Origin of the sequence: Pseudoalteromonas luteoviolacea, assembly GCF_001750165.1 — a bacterium.
Taxonomy (GTDB): Bacteria; Pseudomonadota; Gammaproteobacteria; order Enterobacterales; family Alteromonadaceae; genus Pseudoalteromonas; species Pseudoalteromonas luteoviolacea_G.
In genome coordinates, this window is record NZ_CP015412.1 from 1,209,215 (window position 1) to 1,228,343 (window position 19,129).

Below are 19,129 nucleotides of genomic sequence, written 5' to 3' on the forward strand. Positions count from 1 at the left end.
TTAAACATCACGTTTGTTTCAATTTTAGTCCCTATTATTTGTGGCTTAAAGATCGACAAATAGTCCCTTTTTTGATCTTTAAGGTTAAATAATTGAAACATATTTGAGTCATAAATTTGATTTTTGAGTTTTTACTTGCAATTATTTTGTGGCTAAGCACGAAGTCGTTGGTGTGTTTACGTCATTAATATAATAAAAATGGAGTGTACGTCAGTGAAATTAATCAAGAAGATGTTGGTTAGTAGTTTTGTGTTAACGTTGATGGGTGTAAGTGCCAATGTCAGCGCTAAAGCATATAAAACCGTTTTAGTTCATGGATTTCAATCACAGCAATTATCTGCAATTGATCCAAGAAAAATAGAGAGTGATGGTCAGGCTTATTGGGCTGATTACTGGGGAGCATTGGCAGATGAGCGTATAGACTGGCCATCATATGAGCGTATAGAAGGTAAAATCGCGAGTGATTATCTATGGCCCAAATTGCGTACCATGTCAGAGCAAGGCGTTTGTCAGCCTGGCTGTATCTTTTTGACTCACTCTACGGGTGATTTAATCACACGTTATATCATAGATAACCAAGCAAACTGGCTGGAAAATGCAGGCCTTGAGCCACTTAATATTGTCGCGACTTTTGATGTGGCTGGTGCTGGTGGTGGTAGTGAACTGGCTGACTTGGCTGTGAATGCTGCAAATGGATTGGCGAATCCAGTAGTCGAAGCGGCTGTGAGAGCATGGTTAGGTCGTTCAGTTGGCCAAACTCTCGGTGTATTGCATGACTTGAAAGTGAATAATGCGCGTCAGTTAGCAAGCTTCCCAAGCGAGCGTACTCCAAGATTGAGATTTGTAGCTGATGGTGATCTTTACTTCAACGCAACTAAACTCTTCTTACCAGGTATCGATGATAGCGTTGTTGCAGCACATTCAGCATGTGGCGCAAACCAAGCAGGTGCCTTCGATAGTTGTAGTGCCAGTGTTGGCATGGATGGAAAATTAACAAGCCAAGATGGTGTAAGAAACTTCTGGCCATATCACTACCCAATGTTGATGAGTGATAATTATGATCACTTCTCAGTGATTGTTAACCAGTCAAAAGGTAAAGTAACAACCGCCAATGCGTCAGCTCAACTTGCGCCAAATAAGCGTGTTGCATTCTCTACTTATGAAGAAGAGAAAGGCTTTTGGATTTGGAAGAAAAAGTATAGATACGTAAGACAATCGGATAATACCAGTATGTCAGCACTTTTATATGCTGCTATGCCTGAGTAAATACGATGAAGAAAGTGGTTATAATCATAATAAGTGCCTTAACGGCACTTATTATTTGGCGTTTTTTATCGCCAAGTGAATCTCAACAACAGCCTGCGGTAGCAGAAAAAGAAGCCCCGCAGATTATTGAAAATCAAGCTATTCAAGTTGCCATTGAGCCTCAATCTAAACCAGTCCCAAGCGCAGTTGATATGTCACCATTTCAGCTTACCAGTACGCAAAAAGCGGCTAAAGTCATTGCCAATAATTATCGTGAAACTTTACGTTTTGCACCTTATTCTCAACCTTTAACCAGCAACGATATTGATCGTATAGAGCCTAATCGTTTTGTGCCTGTGACTGTACCGACATCAGATATGAGCGGTACTATTTCGTTAGCGTTGAATAAATACCGCTTCATTCACCCAGAACCGATCCAGTTGACTTTAAAAGGCGAGCAGATATCGCGAGCAAAAGTGTTGATTAGTTTGGTAGATGATAACAAAGTGATACTCGAAAAATCTTTGCGTGTGGCAGATTCCAGTGCGTATATCGAAGTGTCAGGTAGAGAAGATTTTAATGGTGACCTGCAATTAAAAGTTGAGGCTGATGTTGCAGGCGATCCTATTACCATTGTGGCACAAGCTAAATATGAGCAGCCCAGTGCAAAGCTCACTGGTTTAAAGCATGCAGAAATTAATGGCAGTGATTTACTCATCACTTTGGCTTTGGAAGTCGAAGACGCTGGGATTTATCGAGTGAGAGCAAACCTATATGATGGTGCGCAGCCCTTGGCGCATTTGGTTGCTAAATCCAAGTTGTCTTTCGGCCAACAAGAAATAGAGCTAAAAGCCCATCAAACAGTGCTACCTACCTCGAGTTCAGACTTAAGATTGATGACCTTCATCGTTGAACGTATGTCTTCAATCCCTGGTGAGCGAGCTCGATTTGGTGAAAGTGTAATTTCTGAGATCCCATTAATAGATATAGATCTTTCGGAATTATCAAGGGACCCTTATTCACCAAATGCCAAAGAGCGTGCCAGTTTAGAATTCTTGCAAGGCATGGCAGAGCAAAAAAATACTCGCTAGTGCCCATCAATGCTAGTTAGTCAGTGTTAAACCTGCCAACAAGTTCATTGAGGTTGTTGGCAAATATCACCAATTGTTTTGCACCATCATATAAGGTGTCAGCAGATTGACTAACGTGCTTGATCGACTGATTCACGCCTTCAATTTGTGAACGGCTATCACTCGCATAGGCACCTTGTTGCTCCGCTTGCTCTGAAATATTTGCAATGATGGGTTTTACCCGTGAAATTGAGCTGGCGATTTCTTCAAATGCTTGGTGGGCTTGTTCTGATTGTTCAATGGCTGATTTAGATTCCTCGACACTTAATGTCATGTGTTTTGATACAGAGCGGGTTTGATCAGTCAGTTTTGTAAGCACTTTTTCAATATCTTTGGTTGCATCATGTGAACGCTGTGCGAGTGTTCGGACTTCGTCAGCCACGACGGCAAAACCTCGACCTTGCTCGCCTGCTCGGGCAGCTTCAATGGCAGCATTGAGTGCCAGCAAATTTGTTTGCTCTGCGATGGTTCTGATCACCTCAAGTATATTGGTGATATTATTGCTTTGGTCTTCAAGCTCACTCATGGCCTTCGCAGAGCTATCTAGTGAGTCGTTAAGTGTAGCCACTTGTTGAACAGTACTTTGAATCAGTTTATTACCTTGCTGTGCATGAGAGTCTGTATTTGATATTTCGCTTAATGCTTGGGTGCAATTGTCGTTGACTGTCATTGCCATATTTTCCATAGCATGAGTCTGCTCTGCGGTTTGTTGTGATGTACTAGCCTGGTGGTGACATTGACCGCGTATTTCATCGATGCTGCCGTGAGATTGCTGTGCTTGTTCGTTTAGGTTGCTGGCATTGCTCTTGATATCAATAACTAATGCATTGATAGAGTTTAAAAATTGATTAAACCAAGAAGCCAGCTCGCTGATCTCATCATTGCCAATTATCTGTAACCGTTTTGATAAGTTGCCTTCTCCTTGCGCGATTTCTTTTAAACCTTCTGAGACCATCTCGATGGGATAGACAATTTTGTTGGCCAGTACAATGGCAATCACAATAAAAAGTACCAGCATGATGACTGCAATAACACTAATGTTATAAGACATCGCATAGGCTGAAGCTAGAATTTCATCCTCATTCATTAAAGCAATAAAGGTCCAGTTCAAGGTTTGTGAGTGATACAGTTTTGCCATTAATTTTGAGTTGTTGTCATTGATTTCAATGAGCGCATCTTTTGGGCCATTTTTAATCGCTTGGTATTTTGAAGAAGTTAATTCTGCGATATTTTTAAAGTTGCTATCTGGATTCTTGGGGTCGGCTAAAATAGTGCCATTGCCATCTAACAACATCAAATAACCTGTTTCTCCCAATTGAATGTTGCTGACTATGTCGGTCAAGGTTGCAAGTGTAACGTCAAGGGATTGTACACCGACTAACGTACTATTGCGTTTGATGGCAGTGGCAATGGAGACCATAGCTTGCCCCGTTACACCTTGATAAGGATCCGTAATTATGACTTCATCAGATGCTTTAGTGACTTCTTGATACCAAGGTCGTTTACGTGGATCGTAGCCGCCGAGTGGTTCTGCGGGATATTGTATAAAGCCGCCTTGCGCCGTACCTAAATAAACAAATAGTAACTCCGGATGTGTCACGCCAAAACTTTTGAAAAGCTCAAAAATGGCGGCCTCGTTGCTGCCTGATGATTCTGGTGTCATCATTTTTTCTGCGCCAAAATAGGTAGTTGTATCATCACCGACGTTAGTGACTGATTGGCTCTGAGCTAAAAAACGCGCATTGTTTTTCATTTGCTCGAAAAATAACACAAAGGTATTTTCAACTTGGCGTATTTCGCTGTCAGATGAAGCGGTAAAACGAGTTAAGGACTCTTGCTTGGTGCGCGTAATACTCATGATTGATATTGCTAGTATCGGAATAATAACGGTAAGCACAAAGCTTACGATGAGTTTTTGGCGCATTCTCATAACTCACTCCTACATCAATGCTTTGAATGAGTATAGTTGCTGAATTTAATCTTCGTTAGTCAATTAAATTAATAAATTCAGGAGTTGATTATCTTCTTTATAAAAACAATAGAACAGCTGCATGAGCGGTGTTTGTATTGGGTGCTAAGCCGTTACATGCTCTCTTTTTGAGATTGAATACAGATAGCTGTCACTATAGCCTGAGCCGAGCGGCATATGCTCACGTAAGTGCCCTTCTTTTTGCATCCCCAGTTTCTCCATCAGCTGCCAAGATGGTTTATTTTTAGTGGCACATATTGCCGTTATTTTATTTAATTCAAAGTGCTCAAAGAGATAAGAAACAAAAGCACGGGTGGCCTCAAAAGCATATCCCTTTTTATGCTGATTTGGGCTTAGCCGATAGCCAATTTCACCGATTTGATGATCTACATGGGTAAATTTGAAGAGCATCTCACCAATAAATTCACCAGATACTTTATGTTCTATGACCATTAGCATTTTCTGACCCTCAACATTTTTCCAAGGCAGTTCGGCCTCTTCAATGCGCTTTTTTACATCGACTAACGTTGCGGGCTTACCTATATATTTTGAGGTTTCCACATCTTTACGGGAGTGGTAAACCGCATTTAAATCACGCTTATTTAATGGCCTGATTATTAGTCTTTCGGTCTCGAATTGCATTGTGCTCTCCTTGAGTATGATCATCTTCTTTGTGGGCTTGGGATAGGTGCTTCACTGCAAATACAATGATGAGGGCAGTGAGTACAATTATAAATGATATTGAATCAGGCCCACTGATTAAAAATTGATTAGCAAGCCATGCTACGACAGAAAATATGAGTAACTCAGTTGCGCCAACGAGTGCGTTAGCGCTACTGGAACGCGATTTATGAAAGTGGCCGACGTAGTACATATAACTTGGAAAGTAGCCACCAAAAATAAACAATATGGCGCTGTAGGCCAATATTACAGCGTGTACTGAGTCGTGAAGCAGTAAGAAAGTCAGTGCACTTAATGGCAGCGCAGGCCAAAGATAGGCGACGACTTTGAGGTGACTGGTATGTTTTTGCATTAACTTTGCCAGAGAAGACCCAATAAGTAAGCCACCCATGCAAACAGTCATAGCCTGACCGATTTGCTCAGTGGTAAAGCTAAATTGATTGCGTAACAAAAAAGGAAAATAAAGCTGAATCGTTAAGTATAAAAAGGTAGGTACCCACTTGATAATTGCCATTGAGATAAAGTAGCGACTCATTAATATATCTTGATATTGTTTTATCAACGCTGAGGGGCGTAATGACATATTCGTTGATTTCTGAGCCGGGAATAAGGCTAGTCCAAACACCATTACGAAGCAATAGTAAGCAATTAGAGCATATGACATGCCTTGCCATGAGAACATTTCAGCGAGTGTGCCGGCAAACAGAGGCGTGACAAGCGCAACCACACTCGCTGAAATGGCTAGGTTGCCCATCGAGCTATTGAGTTTATTGCCATTGAAGGTTGAATAAAGAATGGCACGGCTAACCAAGACCGGAGATGCACTGCCTATGCCTTGAAGTATACGACCGATTAAAAATACTTTGGCATCTGGGGATAACGCGCAGAGCAATGTACCAAGGATCAGAATAATTTGCCCTCCAATAAATATTGGTCTGCTACCAAATTTGTCACACAAAGGTCCTGCAACTAATTGCGCCGCACCCAAAGAAAGGAAAAAACTAATGATAATCGCTTGGCTCGCACCTTCTGTCAGGGACAAGTCTTGAGTAATGTCTGGTAAAACAGGCATAAATATCTGGCTGGCAAGCTGTGAGCAAGATAATAAAAAAGCAGCCAATGCAATATAACGATTCACAATAGAAATTCTTCCGAGTAAGACAATGATGTGCACTATATCGTGCTTTTAATGTCCTAAAAATAAGGTAATAATTAAAAGACTTTTTCTTAGTAGGAATTAATATGGATTGGTTAAGTGCTGTTCGAAGTTTTGTTGTGTTATCAGATATGGGAAGTTTTACTAAAGCAGCAGATGTAATTGGCGTATCGGCATCAGCAATGAGTAAGCGAATTGATTGGCTAGAAAAGCAGTTAGGCCAAACTTTATTTGTGCGTACTACCCGTAGAATGAGTCTAAATGATAATGGCGTGCGGTTTTTATCCTATGCAAGAAATTGGGTAGGCCAATTTGATGACATGCTTGAACAAGCACAAGGGAGTGAACTAGAGCCTCAGGGCACTTTAAAAATAGCCGCAACTCAGGCGATTGGCAGTAGCTTATTGATGCCAATCATTAAGGCATTTTTGCAAAAGTATAAAGATTTAACCATCCATTTAAATATTCTGACACCTGGCTCACCGCCTGATCTAGAGCATGACCTTGTGATAACGAGTTACTATGAAGAATTTGACTCTATGGCGCACAAAGGAATTCGTCTTGCTGATTACCAAATGACGTTATTTGGTGCGCCCAGCTACCTGTCTCAATGTGAGCAAATTAATTCCATAGATGATCTTGCCTCACATAAAATGCTGCTGAGTAATTATTACCAAAAGAAAGGCGGGATCATGTTAGAAGATGGCAGTGTGTTTGACTTTAGTCATTATAATTTCGTGTCTGATCATTTGGATGCGCTGATGAAAGCGGCCATTCAAGGTATGGGGCTCATTTTTATTTCACCGCAGTATGTGGCAAGAGAGTTAACAGAGGGGGCGTTGATCCCGGTGCTGCCTAACTTGAAATCTGAGGTAAAGCAGCTTTGGGCCTATTACCCGAATACGCGCTTTACCCCATACAAAACTAAGCTATTTATCGAAGAGCTTAAATTGAGCCTTACCCAATTAAAAACGGTAGTTTAGTCCTGCACTAAACTGAAATTGGTTTAAGACATCACCATCAAAGTGCCAAATACAATTGTCTTGTGTTTGCGGATCATCATCGCAGACAACATGAGATGTATTCTTCACAATTGTGGCCATCCAACGTAATTCAGTAAAAGCATGGAACCCTGAGCCAATATTATAATCCAGGCCGGTAAATAGACCTGATGCAAAAAAGTCATCGGCCTCAGCAAAGTTTGGTGTCACACGATTTACACCAAGATGCGCACCGACATAGCTGGATAAATTGTCAGAAATTGGGATGTCGATGGCACTTTGAAACAGTAAATATTCCATGTCCACTTTGGCAATGTCATTGTCTGCAAACTCTGTTTCGTTAAAACTGTAAAAGAAACCATAGCGCGCATTATTCACTAATCTATCAGCTGATACGCCAAAGTGACTACTGTCTTCTAAGTCAATTTTATACCCCTTGGTCGTGTTTAAATCATGATTTGTTGAGTAACCGCCAAACGCGGAGACTGCGAAACCGGTTTCAGTTGCGTAAGTAAGGTGACTAGAACTTAATAAGCCTAGAGTAGTAATGATGCTAAGTATTGTTTTCATACCTAATCCTTTTATGCTTTGTTAGCGCTATTTTGGCATAAATTTTTGTATGAAGGGAGAGAATTTAAAATAAACAAATATGTGTAATATAGGTTGCAGCTAGCGAAATAACAGATGGCTACAACCTGTGAAAGTTAAAGTCTCACTATAGTGAACATTGATAAACGTTATCATTGCTCGCTTGTGAATGCATTCATGCGAAGCGCAAAATCTGGATTAGACTAAAGTGTGAAAAATCATACTGAACTGGTTAATCACACTTTGGTGGGCGTTTAGTTTTTTGTATTTTGTGGTGCACAATATTTATCTTGGTTTTTCCACTGCGCATCGTCAAAAATAAACATAAAGTCAGATGTGCGCAGACCAAAAACCGCCTTTTTTAAGCTGGTATCACATTTGACTGCAATGCCGCCTTTGGCATGACAATTCATACACGAAGAACTGTTATAAATTGGCTTTTTTTGGCCTTCAACTTGTTCATTGCCTATTTGCAAGAAGGTTTCCAGCACCTCATTGGTTAAGTAAACAGGGTAAGGATGATTGCCCGAATAATTCTCGAGTTCCACTTGTTTAGAGGTGCTTACTTTGCCGGTACTATCGGTGAGTGGTTCACTTCTGTCTGTTGTGAACTGGGTGCCAATCAATTGATAAAACTGTAAAACGGAGTTTTCAGCCGTCAGCGCTTCAACGACATGTTCATTCACTTGTCTCGTGATGGGGTTAATTGTGTCAATACGGGTGACTTGCGTTTTCGATTGTCCGTTATCAGCATTGTTCACAGGGCAAGTTGGGCAGTTTCTGTCATAGAATGAGGGTGTTAACCCATCGATATTACTCTTATGTGAAAAGGTCGAATAAACCCAATTTTTTGAGCTGCCCGTTTTTTGAATAATGTGAAACCCAACAACGCCCATATATTTATTTGTGACAGTGTAAGGGCTACTTTGGCCGGATACAAAATCCTCATACTCTCTGACAGGCAATAATCGGGTGATGTATTTGCTTTTATCATCATCAGGTTCGAGTACCTTCCAAGCCACTTTGATTTCAATGGCCATACCTGGCGTAGTGGAAGACCAGTCAAATTGTGTGAGGTCTTGTATTTTATCACATTGTGTTTGAGACGGATCTTTACATGCCAAAAAGCCGATGGTATTTACGGTGATACAAGCATCATTGTCGATGTCGTTATCATTTTTACATGCCCAAGCACGCTTATTGGCATAGTCAATTTGACCATCCAAGTTATAGAATGATTTCTTTTTAATAAACTCGAATAGGTAAGGGCTGACAAATTTTTGGTAGTAAACAGGGTTATTGGATTGATCGATTAAAATTGCATCTTTGTATGGCATGTGCGGTGGGGCAACCTGTTCAACCAACCTAAGTGGCTCGATGAGCGATGCGTTGTTGTGAAACTGCCAGTCGACAGGCGTTACACCTTTTTCAAGAAAGATTGTGTCGGTTTCTCGCCAATTTAACCAAACAGGGTTGCCACAATTGGCGTCTTTATCGCAGCGACCCAAGTTTTTCTGTGTTATCTCGTAATGATTATTTACCTCCCTGTTCAGCGCAATGAACTGTAGCCATGAAAACAAGTTGTAGCGATTGGTGAGGTAATCTATTTTTGCTTGATAGTCGCTGCCTGACGAGGATATTGGCTTTAAATCTTCGCACACATTTTTGTTATATGCGTCTAGAGGGTAGTACTCAAGTTGTGTCATCCCTTTGGGCAGCAATGGCATATCAGCCACCTTGCACTTGTCTGTTGCTAACCAATCCGGGTACGTTGCATAGGTTGCATCTGTAGCTTGGGCGCCAAAAGCCATCGTCATTGCGAGATACATTGCTCTCATTGTAAAAATCTCCTTTTTTGGAATGGACTTGAATGTAAATAGGATTTCAAGTTGACGGTAGAATCCTCAAATAAAGAGAACTTATTATAAAAAATACAATCATGATTTTTTGCATCTAGCCAAGTTTGTAGCTCAGATAAACTTTGGTATTCATCCTGGGCGTGGCATATGTCTGAAACAAAGTCGATAAACGGTTTATCGATGTAATTGTTATCGTGTGATGTGATCCACGGTAGCTCAATTTCAAGTTTGCTAGATAAGGTGTCATCAAAAGAGATGCTAATCTGCGTTTTTGGGGTGATGTCTTTTACAAAATCGAGCAGTTTAACCAATTTGTCATGATCCCCCTCCCAATCTAAGTCTCTCATAAAGGGTAAAATAGATGTTGTGTTACAGGTTAAGACAAATTTGGTTTTCAATTTCTCTCGAGCAAACGTAAACCCAATGTGGTTGAGTTTTGCCTTACCTAAACAGCCCAAGACACGTTGTGCCGTTGCTAAATGGCTCGGCACAAGACGGGTGACTAGATCCGTTGTCAGTGATGATAAGCTCTGTTTATCGTTGTACTTTTCACTTTGTGTGCTGACATAAAAAGTCGGGATACTGGGGTAGTGCGTGCTATTCCAATCAAAGCTAAACCAAACCAGATTGATAGGCCTGTATTCAGGGTTAATCCTTCTTTGCTCTATGAACTTGATTATTTCACTTGCATATTGGTCGTGTGTAAGCTGCGAAACATAGTTTTCGAGTTGTTCCAAATCAGCAGGGGCACAGCTGTATGCCAGTAAAATATCGCAAGGACGGTATTTTATATTCGAGCGGTATTCGTAGCATATGCCTTTAGTATTTTGAGGAACTACCTCAATGAGATTTTGGGCCAGTGCAGGCTGATTTCTGTTTATAAGAGAAGAGAATGACTGATCTAAGCACGTATGTAGTTGTAATGTAGTATATCGCATAGTATTGGCGGGTAAATAATTACCCGCCTCCCATCATTACCAAACGGTTTTGATGTCGTGATCAACTTCAGTTCTTAGCTCTTCGGCATATTGTTCCCATAAGCTGTCAGTAAGGCCCGTCTCGTTAGAAATTTTAGTGATGAGCTCTTGCTGAGTTGGTGTTAATGCAAAGTCAGTCATTACACCATCTAAGTCAGACTGTGCCTGTGCTTTTACAGACTCCGTGTTTGCCACATGATAAGTAAAAGAAAGTAGACCTGTAGGGTACGTTGCTGCGTCAGACATAATTATCTCCATTTAAAGGTTATCGTGTTGATTAAGATATCGGTTTTGGTTTTTACTTTTTTCGCTAATATACTCTGCATACGCATCTTCATAACGCCCATCGTTGCGTAAAAATAGAAACTTAGCTAAGAAAAAGTAATAAAAATAACGGTGAGATTGATAGCCCATAAATTGGGCTATCTTTTCTTCAAAATGCTCAAATGAATTTTGTGTATCGATATTGGCCAAGTATTTAAGCATGGTGTTATACCCAAGCCAGCCAATATTGTTGGTGTTTTGCGAGTGGATGTATCCTTGCTCGGAATGTAACTTGGCGTTTTTTAGACTGTGGTTAAAGTCATTGAGCTCGGTGCTGATGGCACTTTTGAGTAAGAAGAACCAAGCTTGAAAGCCATGAGTGGCTGAAAGTACATCTTCGACGTTAAGTTGTCTCGCAAGCAAAAGTTGGTCTCGCATGGTTTCATCCGCTTGTTGCTCCAGACCTAGCAAGAGTTCAGATAACCCTTTGAAGCCAATGCAAACCAGTTCAGAGCAAAATCCAAAGTTGGCAGAAATGGCCTCAGGACTGTTGTCAAAAAAACCACGCTTGGGCAATGAGTCTATTAAGCTTAAAACTGTGTCAAACTCCCCAAATGAGAAATGGGTTTGTACAACAACTTCAGCAATTATGGGGTGAACATGACTTGGCAGATCGTCTGTTGCTTGCGCAAGCCCAATGCCTATCTGATGCGCTACATTTATATCGCCTGATGCATAGGCGTGTAGCCATTGCCCACGCTGTGTGAAAAACTTTTGTGTCGGATCTTGAATCTCTTCCATCTTACGGATATTTTCTTCCATATTCGACACGGCTTGGCTATCAAGCCAGCCATTATAAGCGATACGAGATGCGGCGAGGGCATTTTTAACAGACGTTGCTAGTGCGCTGTCTTCAATGTTACCTGCATTGATAATCTCCAATGCTTCTGCATAAAATGCGCTGGCTTTTGCTACAAAAAAGCACGTGGTTGCTTGTTTCGCACTGTGCAAAAGCAGTGTGACCGCTTCATTAAATTGACCGACTTTTTTCAAGTGAAATGTGGTGAGCAGTGGATCTCTATCAAAGTGGTTTAGGGTTTCGAGTGCAGTCAATATTTGTAAGTGTTTGGCTTTGAACTCTTTAGCACTTTGGCTTTCATAGGCGGCATCTCGCACCAAAGCATGTTTGAATATATAGCTGTCGCTGTCCACTCTACGTTGTTGCACAATGAGATCTTTGTCAATCAGTTCATTCAAATCATTTTGAATTTGATCCTCACTGAGTGAAGATGCTGCTACCAGCAAATCATAGTCAAACTCTCTGCCGATTGTTGCAGCCAATTGCGCTGTTTCTTTCGCATGTATAAGACAGTCAAGTTTCTGTTGCAAAGATTCTCTAAGGCTGCCTGGGACCTCATTTTGCTTGTCAGGGCTGATGAACTGAATAGCACCTTGTTGTTCATGCACAAGGCCTTTTTGTTTCATCATATCTACCAGCTCTTCGATAAATAGAGGGATCCCATCTGTTCGATTAATCAGTACATTCCGGACTGAATCGGACACTGATTTATTTTCGAAAAGTTGTTCAATAAAGTCTTCGGTTGCTCTAGAGGTCAGTTTATTAAGTTCAATTTCAAGTAGCGTTAAATCGTTTAAGCAGTTTGGGGCCGGTTGCCGTGATGTGCTAATCAGAACATGATGGCCGTCTAGACTCGCTGCAAAAAATTGAATGAACTCCAGCGTGGTTGCATCTGACCAATGAATGTCTTCAAAAACATATAGTTTATTGTTGCAGATTGCATTTTCATCTGTGCTTAATAGGCTTGCCAAGCCCTTAAATAACAGTGCTTTTTGCGATTCTGAACTCAAAGAAGAGGGTTGGATATGTTCAGGTAACTCGACATTTAGCCATACAAGTAACACAGGCATCATGTGTGTTACATCTATGTCAGAGGCTGCACTGCTTAATAATGTGGTGAATTTAGCAACGATTTCTGAGGGGCTAAGGGTCTGAATGTTGTAAAGGTACTTAACTAGGTTAACAACAGGATACAAGCCATTGTTTTGGTGCTCTGGCAAGCACTGTGCAACTAGGTGTTGATATTGAGATGCATTGTCTCTTATTTCTTGCAACAAGCGAGATTTACCTATGCCTGCCTCGCCGAAGATGTGTGCGATGCGGGTTTTCGTATTCTCATTGTTAATGATAGACAACGTTTTATCTAACTCATGTTGTCTGCCAACCAGCTTGTGGTGGTTTTTAGTGCCACGCATAAAGCCAAAGGCTTCAATGCGTTTTTCACCATTGAGGTTATAAACTGTTAACTGATCAATGGATAATCCCAACTGAATGTTGTCGAAATAATCAAAGTCACTATATGGTTCTAAAATAGCTCTGGATTCTGCAGAGCAGAGAATTTGCCGTTCGCCTGCGAGCCTGGCTAGCTCCATCGCGGTGTTTGCGATATTGCCTTCGGGTACTAAATTAGCGTAAGTGACAAAGATACCTGAATGGATACCTATGTGAGCATTGAGTTGGATGCCATGAGCTTCTTGCATCAATGCGTTGCGTTTGCTCAATTCACTGACGACATCTAAAGCTGTTCTGGCGCTTAGTCGAGTATCATTGTCGCTGGCAACAGGGTAACCAAAATAAAATAACATGGTGTCTGCCAAGTTACCGACATGATATGCGCCAAAACGAGTGGCTATATCAATACAATGATTGCGCTGAGATTTAAAAAGCGTATCAATAATATCCAAGTCTTTGGCACTTTCATTGAGTCTTTTTGCGCTTAATCGCAGTGCAAGTACGGTAATTTGTTTGCGCTCGGTGAGCGTTGTGTAATCTTGAATTGTTAGGTTGTTTGGGTCATCCGTTCTAAGTACGACGGTATTGTCATCAAACCCATGCTGAGCTTGCACATCGGCTAAAATACCCACCAGGTTTGAAACATTCATCGTATTTAGCTCAGAAAATACCTCTTTTCCTGAAATCACTCTTTCAGCAGCGTTTTTCTGTAGTACTCGACGCAGGAGCCCTGAAAGAGGGTGTCCGAGTAGGGCACTGGGTATTGGGATATGCACATCACTTAGCTGCTTATGATAGATTGAGGCGATACTTGAACCAGTGACAGCTGGCATGCCTGTCAGGCATTCAAGTAATACTAAGCCCCATACGTAGAGGTCTGTTTTTTCAGATGCTGGCTCCCCCCTCAATTGTTCTGGTGCGCTGTAAGAGGGAGTGCCAATTGTTTCTTGTGTTAACGTTATTGTTGCGAAATCTTGATGACGGCTTTCTTGGGTGAGTGTGCCGATACCAAAATCGAGGATTTTGGCATGTGTTTTCGCCCCCGCTTGGGTAAGCATAATATTTGCGGGTTTGATATCTCGGTGAATAATGCCTTTTCTATGAGCATGGATCAGTGCATCAAGCACTTGAAGCATGATATCTGTTGCTTCGACTGCGTCCAGCGCCCCTTCTTGCATCAGGTACTCACGCAAAGACTGACCTTCGATATATTCGAAAACACCATAAAGAAGGTGTTCATTTATCTGACCTTTATCCAGTAATCGAACTATGTGGGGGTGCTCTAACTGGCCACTTAAGTTTGTTTCACGCTTAAATCGTTCAACATATCGTTTCTTTTTAGATTCTTCTAAATGTGGCTCAAGGGCTAGAAACTTAATAGCAACGGTCTGTTCAGTGTTCTTATTGCGTGCTTTATATACTTTACCGAAACCGCCTTCTCCAATCTTATGAAGTAGCTCATATTGGGAAGAATTAAAATTATTCTCTATATATGGATCAGAAAAATGAGTTAATGACATTATGTTTATTCTACGCGTTAATTATTGTTGCCAAGAAACATTTGGTGCATCGGATGTAGATAGTACATCGTTTTTTAGTGGATGACGATTACAACTTATAATTAATTTCACATATATAATACATACGATTTTTTACCTAGTAAGAAATTCCTGTCTAGTTTTTATTGTTTTAAATTTAAGGATTAATTATTTAATACTTCCTATTTTATAAAGGATTGTTACGGTTTTTTATGGGGATTGTTGTGCTTTTTGGTTTTTTGACGGAAGGTTTTTATTGATTAAGCAACTCGAGATGAGAATGGTTGTTTTTTATTCCAGGGAGGAAACTAACAAAGTGTGACTTACTTCAAATAATTGAAATTAATTGTAATTACTAAGTATTGATTTTTAACTTTAACTTGGTCCTTATGTATTGATTGGTGTAATAGGGTGTAATATTTTATTATTTTAATTGATGTAATAATAAATTCCCATAATTAAAAGGAAATAGTGTATGAAGCGTCGAGGGTTCATCAAGTCAGCAGTAATAATGAGCGCATCAAGCGCTGCAAGCATGTCGGTACCTGCTTTGGCGAATCAAAGTTGGCACTCGACTGCATATACTCAAAGATTGCATGATTCTGAACTCCAATCTAAAGGCATTATAAACCCCGCTACCTTCATTAAAAACCCACAGCAAACGATGGTTGAAATAAGTCTAAAGTCAAGAGTCGCAAGGCGCTATGGCAGCAAAGTGTATGTTTTGTTTGAGTCAAAGAATCAAATAGACATATATGATGATAAGGGACGAAAAGTAGCGTTTGTATCGTTGAATATGCACGTTAAAGATTTTGCAGTGGATGAAAAACGTCAGCGTATATTCGTGGTAGGTGAAACGACCTATTCAATCTATGTTTTAGATTTTAATGGTGAGATAGTCGGTTCATTTGGTGAGTTTGGTACTGAACTTGAGCACCATCTTAATGGTATTAAATCGATTACTTGTGATGAAGCAGGATATGTTCATGTTTTAGATTCTCATACAAATAATATCAAGTTATATGACAGTCAAGGCGTTTATGTGAAGAGCTACGGGCCAACGAAAATATATGCAAAAACTCGCCTGCTTTCCATAGATGGGTATAACTCTATAACCGTTGTCGGTGGAAAGTTTGCTGATACAGTCTATAAATTTGATATTTCAGGTCGGCCTCTAGGGTAGGTTTATGACTATCAGTTGTGAGCAATCACCTTTGGTGATTTCGGGCGCAAAACTCGATTTATCATGCCGGGTCTCGGCATTATTCGATGACATTCTTTGTTTAGATAATTCAAGCTGGTGCAAGCATGTAAACACCTCTTGTTTTGAGGGGGATTGGGATGTGCTTGCGCTCTATGCTGAGCAAGCTCACTTGCATGCTCATCCAATTTTGCAATGTTTCTCGATAGAGGAATGTAACGGGCAATTTTCTCCTTTACCAATTATGGAAAGCCTGCCTGAAATTGCACAGTTTCTGAGTCAGTTTAAATGTTCTTTGAAATCAGTGAGGCTGATGCGCTTAGGGGCGGGCAGTCAGATTTATTCGCATCAAGATCATCGTTTATCAATGGAGTACGGCGAAGCACGTATCCATATTCCCATTACAGGTTCTGAGGACATTGAGTTTGTTGTCGGTGGACAAAAAATCCCTATGCGTAATGGGGAAGCCTGGTATGTCAATGCGGATTTAGAGCATAGTGTTCTGAACAAGGGCTTCAAAGCAAGGGTAAATTTAGTGATTGATTGCAGGGTAAATGATTGGTTGAAAAATATCATTGAATGTTCCGAGCAAAAATTTTAAAGCTGCATATACTCAATAAAAGCACATAAGAGGATAAGGATTATGGTGCAATTTACCATACCAGAGGGTCTTCATATTCGTCCCTCAACAGCAAGTGATAAGCCATTTATCGAAAAGCTGCACAGAGAAGTAAGGCAGGATTTGCAGTGTATTGATGGTGAGCAAGACTTTATTGAGTCCATCGTTGAGATGCAGCTTAAAGCGCAAACTCAAGGTTATGGTGCTCAGTACCCCAACGCAATGTACTTCATTATTGAAAAGCACGGTGAACCAATAGGCAAGGCCACGCTTGATTTTGGCCACAACGAAATTCGCTTGATAGATATCGGTTTTTTAATCGCTGCGCGAGGTCATGGTTTTGGACGGGCAATTATTCAGTCTTTTCAACACTGCGCTGCACAATCAGCTGTGCCACTTACCTTATCTGTTTTGAGTCACAATTTGAGTGTTAAACGTTTGTATTTAGAGCTCGGGTTTCAAATTTCTGAGGTTCAATCTCCCTATGAATTGATGATTTGGTATCCCCCTGCGATGAAGCGCATCGTCGGCGTTTAATTTGGGTTTTGTCTTGAAGGCAATGTCTCTGTTAATCAATGCAAAAAGAGTAGCAAGAAATGGAAAAAGTCACACAAGAGCTGATGAACTCGTTAGTTGGTCAAGAGATTGATGTATTTTCGTTACAAAATGAACAACAAGTAGGTAAGTTAGCAATCAGTAAGGTTGAGCAAGGTCGAATCGACACAGAAGAGTTTTCTTCTTTTAGTATCTCATTGCTCGGTGACCCTAAAAACCAACTACCTCAAGATAATTACTTATTTAAACACAACGCGTTTGGTGAGTATCCAATGTTTATGAGTATTCACGATATTGATAAATATCAGATTGTCATTTCTCGCAGGCGCAATTAAGAAGTGGGGAAACCCAAGTCAAAAGTAAGGAGTGGTTTTTATGGTTAATCCGTATTTAGGCATGATGCAGATGATTGCCTTTAACTTTCCACCTGTACACTGGGCTGCGTGTAATGGCGCATTGATTGCTGTAAACGACAACCCAGCGCTATTCTCATTGCTCGGCGATACATTCGGCGGTGATGCTCGCACCAATTTTGGACTGCCAGACATGCGCGGGCGCGCACCTGTCTATCAAGGCAAGTATGGTATCGTCCAGCAAGGACAGAAAAGCGGTTTTGAAGACGTTACTCTGACCAATGCACAAACAGGGCACAATCACGATTTTCAAGTTGATTCGTTGGAAGGGGATAGCTTTTTACCCTTTAGCAACTCTAATCCAACGGCTCGATATACGATATCGACGGCCAATACACAGTTTCCAACTGGGGTTAAGCAGTTTTACGCGAACAATTCAGGTGGTTTAGATACCTTATCGTCTCAAAGTATGGGCACCGTGGGGTCAAATGCGCCGCACACGAATATGCAACCGACGACGGTGATTGGTTTTATTATTGCACTTAATGGTGCATATCCGCCTAGAAACTAAGCAAAGGAGCATAATATGAGTGATGCATATTTGGGTGAAATTCGCATGTTTGCAGGCGTGTATTCACCGTACCACTGGTCATACTGTGCAGGCCAGCTACAAGCGATAACTGACAATCAATCTTTGTTTAGTCTATTGGGCTCTAACTACGGTGGCGATGGCCGAAGTACCTATGGCTTGCCTGACATGCGTGGACGGATCCCTGTAGGCGACGGTCAAGGACCTGGCCTGACAAATCGAGTTTTAGGGCAGCGATTTGGTGTCGAACAAGTTGTATTGTCAACGGAACAATTGCCAGTGCACAGCCATACAGTGCAAGTCACCAGTGCGACGTCAGAGTTACAAGCGCCAGTTGACGGGCAGTCTTATATTGGCAGTGAGTTACACTTTTTACCTGACTCAACCGGAGGGTTAGAAACGAACCCTTTTAGCAGCCGAGCCATAGGCACAACGGGTGGTGATGAACCGCACGAAAACAGAATGCCGATGCTGTATCTCGGTTTTATTATTTGCATGAACGGCTTATACCCGTCTCGTAACTAAGGAGTATTACAATGGATCCATTTATTGGTCAGGTTGATATGTTGCCTTACACCTTCGCTCCTGTGAGTTACATGTTCTGTGACGGGCAGTTTATTGATATATCACAAAATCAGGCATTGTTTGCGGTTATAGGTACTACTTACGGTGGCAATGGTCAAACCAACATGCAAATGCCGGATCTACAAGGTAGAAGCCCGACAATGTTTGGGACAGGGCCAGGATTATCACCAGGAGATTTAGGAGATCGTGTTGGTTTACCAGATGTAGTACTGATGGAGAGCCAATTACCTTCACATACTCACGAGTTATATGCAGGTAAAACGATTAAAGACGGCTTGGTTGATAGATCAAATGGCACCGGGTTGCTCTCAGCAGCTAGGGCAACAACGGGAGGCGTGGCTCGTGTTTATTCATCTGACGATTTGGGGGGCTCAAACATTACCCTTAACCCTCAAGCAGTTTTGAGTAATGGACAGAATCAGGCACATGAAAACAGGCAACCGTATCTAGCAATACAATTTTGTATTTGTATCGATGGTATCTTTCCTCCTAGGAGTTAAGTGAGCAG

The 19,129-nt window shown here is 41.2% G+C and carries 18 protein-coding genes; 10 read left to right on the plus strand and 8 right to left on the minus strand.

The features are described 5' to 3' along the window. The first annotated feature begins 198 nt into the window (after window positions 1–198). Together S4054249_RS25375 and S4054249_RS25380 are read left to right on the plus strand one after the other, a co-directional pair. Window positions 199–1,266: a hypothetical protein gene (locus S4054249_RS25375; RefSeq protein ID WP_052961050.1), complete on the plus strand. Its 1,068-nt coding sequence runs from the start codon at window positions 199–201 to the stop codon at window positions 1,264–1,266. Window positions 1,267–1,280: 14 nt separating this feature from the next. Continuing rightward, a complete protein-coding gene (locus S4054249_RS25380) occupies window positions 1,281–2,336 on the plus strand; it encodes a hypothetical protein (RefSeq protein ID WP_235611277.1) in 1,056 nt (351 codons plus the stop codon). Between the two features lie 16 nt (window positions 2,337–2,352). On the opposite strand, the gene S4054249_RS25385 is transcribed toward S4054249_RS25380, so the two are convergent. The 3 genes from S4054249_RS25385 to S4054249_RS25395 all read right to left on the minus strand — a co-directional run bounded on the left by S4054249_RS25385 (window position 2,353) and on the right by S4054249_RS25395 (window position 6,163). Beyond that, complete coding sequence (locus S4054249_RS25385) at window positions 2,353–4,305, minus strand: methyl-accepting chemotaxis protein (RefSeq protein ID WP_046357153.1); 1,953 nt, start codon at window positions 4,303–4,305, stop codon at window positions 2,353–2,355. A 144-nt stretch (window positions 4,306–4,449) separates the two neighbouring features. Beyond that, a complete protein-coding gene (locus S4054249_RS25390; protein ID WP_046357152.1) occupies window positions 4,450–4,986 on the minus strand; it encodes a GNAT family N-acetyltransferase in 537 nt (178 codons plus the stop codon). Then, window positions 4,943–6,163, minus strand: coding sequence for an MFS transporter (locus S4054249_RS25395; RefSeq protein ID WP_063881482.1), 1,221 nt, complete (start codon window positions 6,161–6,163; stop codon window positions 4,943–4,945). The genes S4054249_RS25390 and S4054249_RS25395 overlap by 44 nt, the downstream gene beginning before the upstream one ends. A 104-nt stretch (window positions 6,164–6,267) precedes the next feature. Here S4054249_RS25395 and S4054249_RS25400 point away from each other — a divergent pair, with 104 nt between their 5' ends. Continuing rightward, a complete protein-coding gene (locus S4054249_RS25400; protein ID WP_046357151.1) occupies window positions 6,268–7,164 on the plus strand; it encodes a LysR family transcriptional regulator in 897 nt (298 codons plus the stop codon). On the opposite strand, the gene S4054249_RS25405 is transcribed toward S4054249_RS25400, so the two are convergent. The 5 genes from S4054249_RS25405 to S4054249_RS25425 all read right to left on the minus strand — a co-directional run bounded on the left by S4054249_RS25405 (window position 7,147) and on the right by S4054249_RS25425 (window position 14,701). Continuing rightward, a complete protein-coding gene (locus tag S4054249_RS25405) occupies window positions 7,147–7,752 on the minus strand; it encodes a hypothetical protein (RefSeq protein WP_046357150.1) in 606 nt (201 codons plus the stop codon). The two genes, S4054249_RS25400 and S4054249_RS25405, sit on opposite strands and share 18 nt — an antisense overlap. Window positions 7,753–8,024: 272 nt before the next feature. Next, complete coding sequence (locus S4054249_RS25410; RefSeq protein ID WP_046357149.1) at window positions 8,025–9,608, minus strand: hypothetical protein; 1,584 nt, start codon at window positions 9,606–9,608, stop codon at window positions 8,025–8,027. Then, window positions 9,605–10,567 carry a hypothetical protein gene (locus tag S4054249_RS25415; protein WP_046357148.1) on the minus strand — a complete coding sequence of 321 codons (963 nt, stop codon included), beginning with the start codon at window positions 10,565–10,567 and terminating at the stop codon, window positions 9,605–9,607. Before S4054249_RS25415 ends, S4054249_RS25410 begins: the two co-directional genes overlap by 4 nt. Before the next feature lie 36 nt (window positions 10,568–10,603). Continuing rightward, window positions 10,604–10,852, minus strand: coding sequence for a hypothetical protein (locus S4054249_RS25420; RefSeq protein ID WP_046357147.1), 249 nt, complete (start codon window positions 10,850–10,852; stop codon window positions 10,604–10,606). 12 nt (window positions 10,853–10,864) lie between these two features. After that, window positions 10,865–14,701: a TOMM system kinase/cyclase fusion protein gene (locus tag S4054249_RS25425; protein WP_046357146.1), complete on the minus strand. Its 3,837-nt coding sequence runs from the start codon at window positions 14,699–14,701 to the stop codon at window positions 10,865–10,867. A 493-nt stretch (window positions 14,702–15,194) separates the two neighbouring features. Here S4054249_RS25425 and S4054249_RS25430 point away from each other — a divergent pair, with 493 nt between their 5' ends. Genes S4054249_RS25430 through S4054249_RS25460 form a run of 7 tightly spaced genes read left to right on the plus strand, consistent with a single transcriptional unit; the run spans window position 15,195 to window position 19,121 of the window. Continuing rightward, window positions 15,195–15,902, plus strand: coding sequence for a hypothetical protein (locus S4054249_RS25430; protein ID WP_046357145.1), 708 nt, complete (start codon window positions 15,195–15,197; stop codon window positions 15,900–15,902). Between the two features lie 4 nt (window positions 15,903–15,906). Then, window positions 15,907–16,521, plus strand: coding sequence for an aspartyl/asparaginyl beta-hydroxylase domain-containing protein (locus tag S4054249_RS25435; protein WP_046357144.1), 615 nt, complete (start codon window positions 15,907–15,909; stop codon window positions 16,519–16,521). Window positions 16,522–16,563: 42 nt separating this feature from the next. Continuing rightward, complete coding sequence (locus S4054249_RS25440; RefSeq protein ID WP_187301411.1) at window positions 16,564–17,076, plus strand: GNAT family N-acetyltransferase; 513 nt, start codon at window positions 16,564–16,566, stop codon at window positions 17,074–17,076. Window positions 17,077–17,135: 59 nt separating this feature from the next. Next, a complete protein-coding gene (locus S4054249_RS25445; protein ID WP_046357143.1) occupies window positions 17,136–17,429 on the plus strand; it encodes a DUF6916 family protein in 294 nt (97 codons plus the stop codon). A 40-nt stretch (window positions 17,430–17,469) separates the two neighbouring features. Then, on the plus strand, window positions 17,470–18,018 hold the full coding sequence (locus S4054249_RS25450) for a phage tail protein (RefSeq protein WP_046357142.1): 549 nt from the start codon (window positions 17,470–17,472) through the stop codon (window positions 18,016–18,018). 15 nt (window positions 18,019–18,033) lie between these two features. After that, window positions 18,034–18,561 carry a phage tail protein gene (locus S4054249_RS25455; protein WP_046357141.1) on the plus strand — a complete coding sequence of 176 codons (528 nt, stop codon included), beginning with the start codon at window positions 18,034–18,036 and terminating at the stop codon, window positions 18,559–18,561. Between the two features lie 11 nt (window positions 18,562–18,572). Further along, window positions 18,573–19,121: a phage tail protein gene (locus tag S4054249_RS25460; protein WP_046357140.1), complete on the plus strand. Its 549-nt coding sequence runs from the start codon at window positions 18,573–18,575 to the stop codon at window positions 19,119–19,121. Window positions 19,122–19,129: the final 8 nt, after the last annotated feature.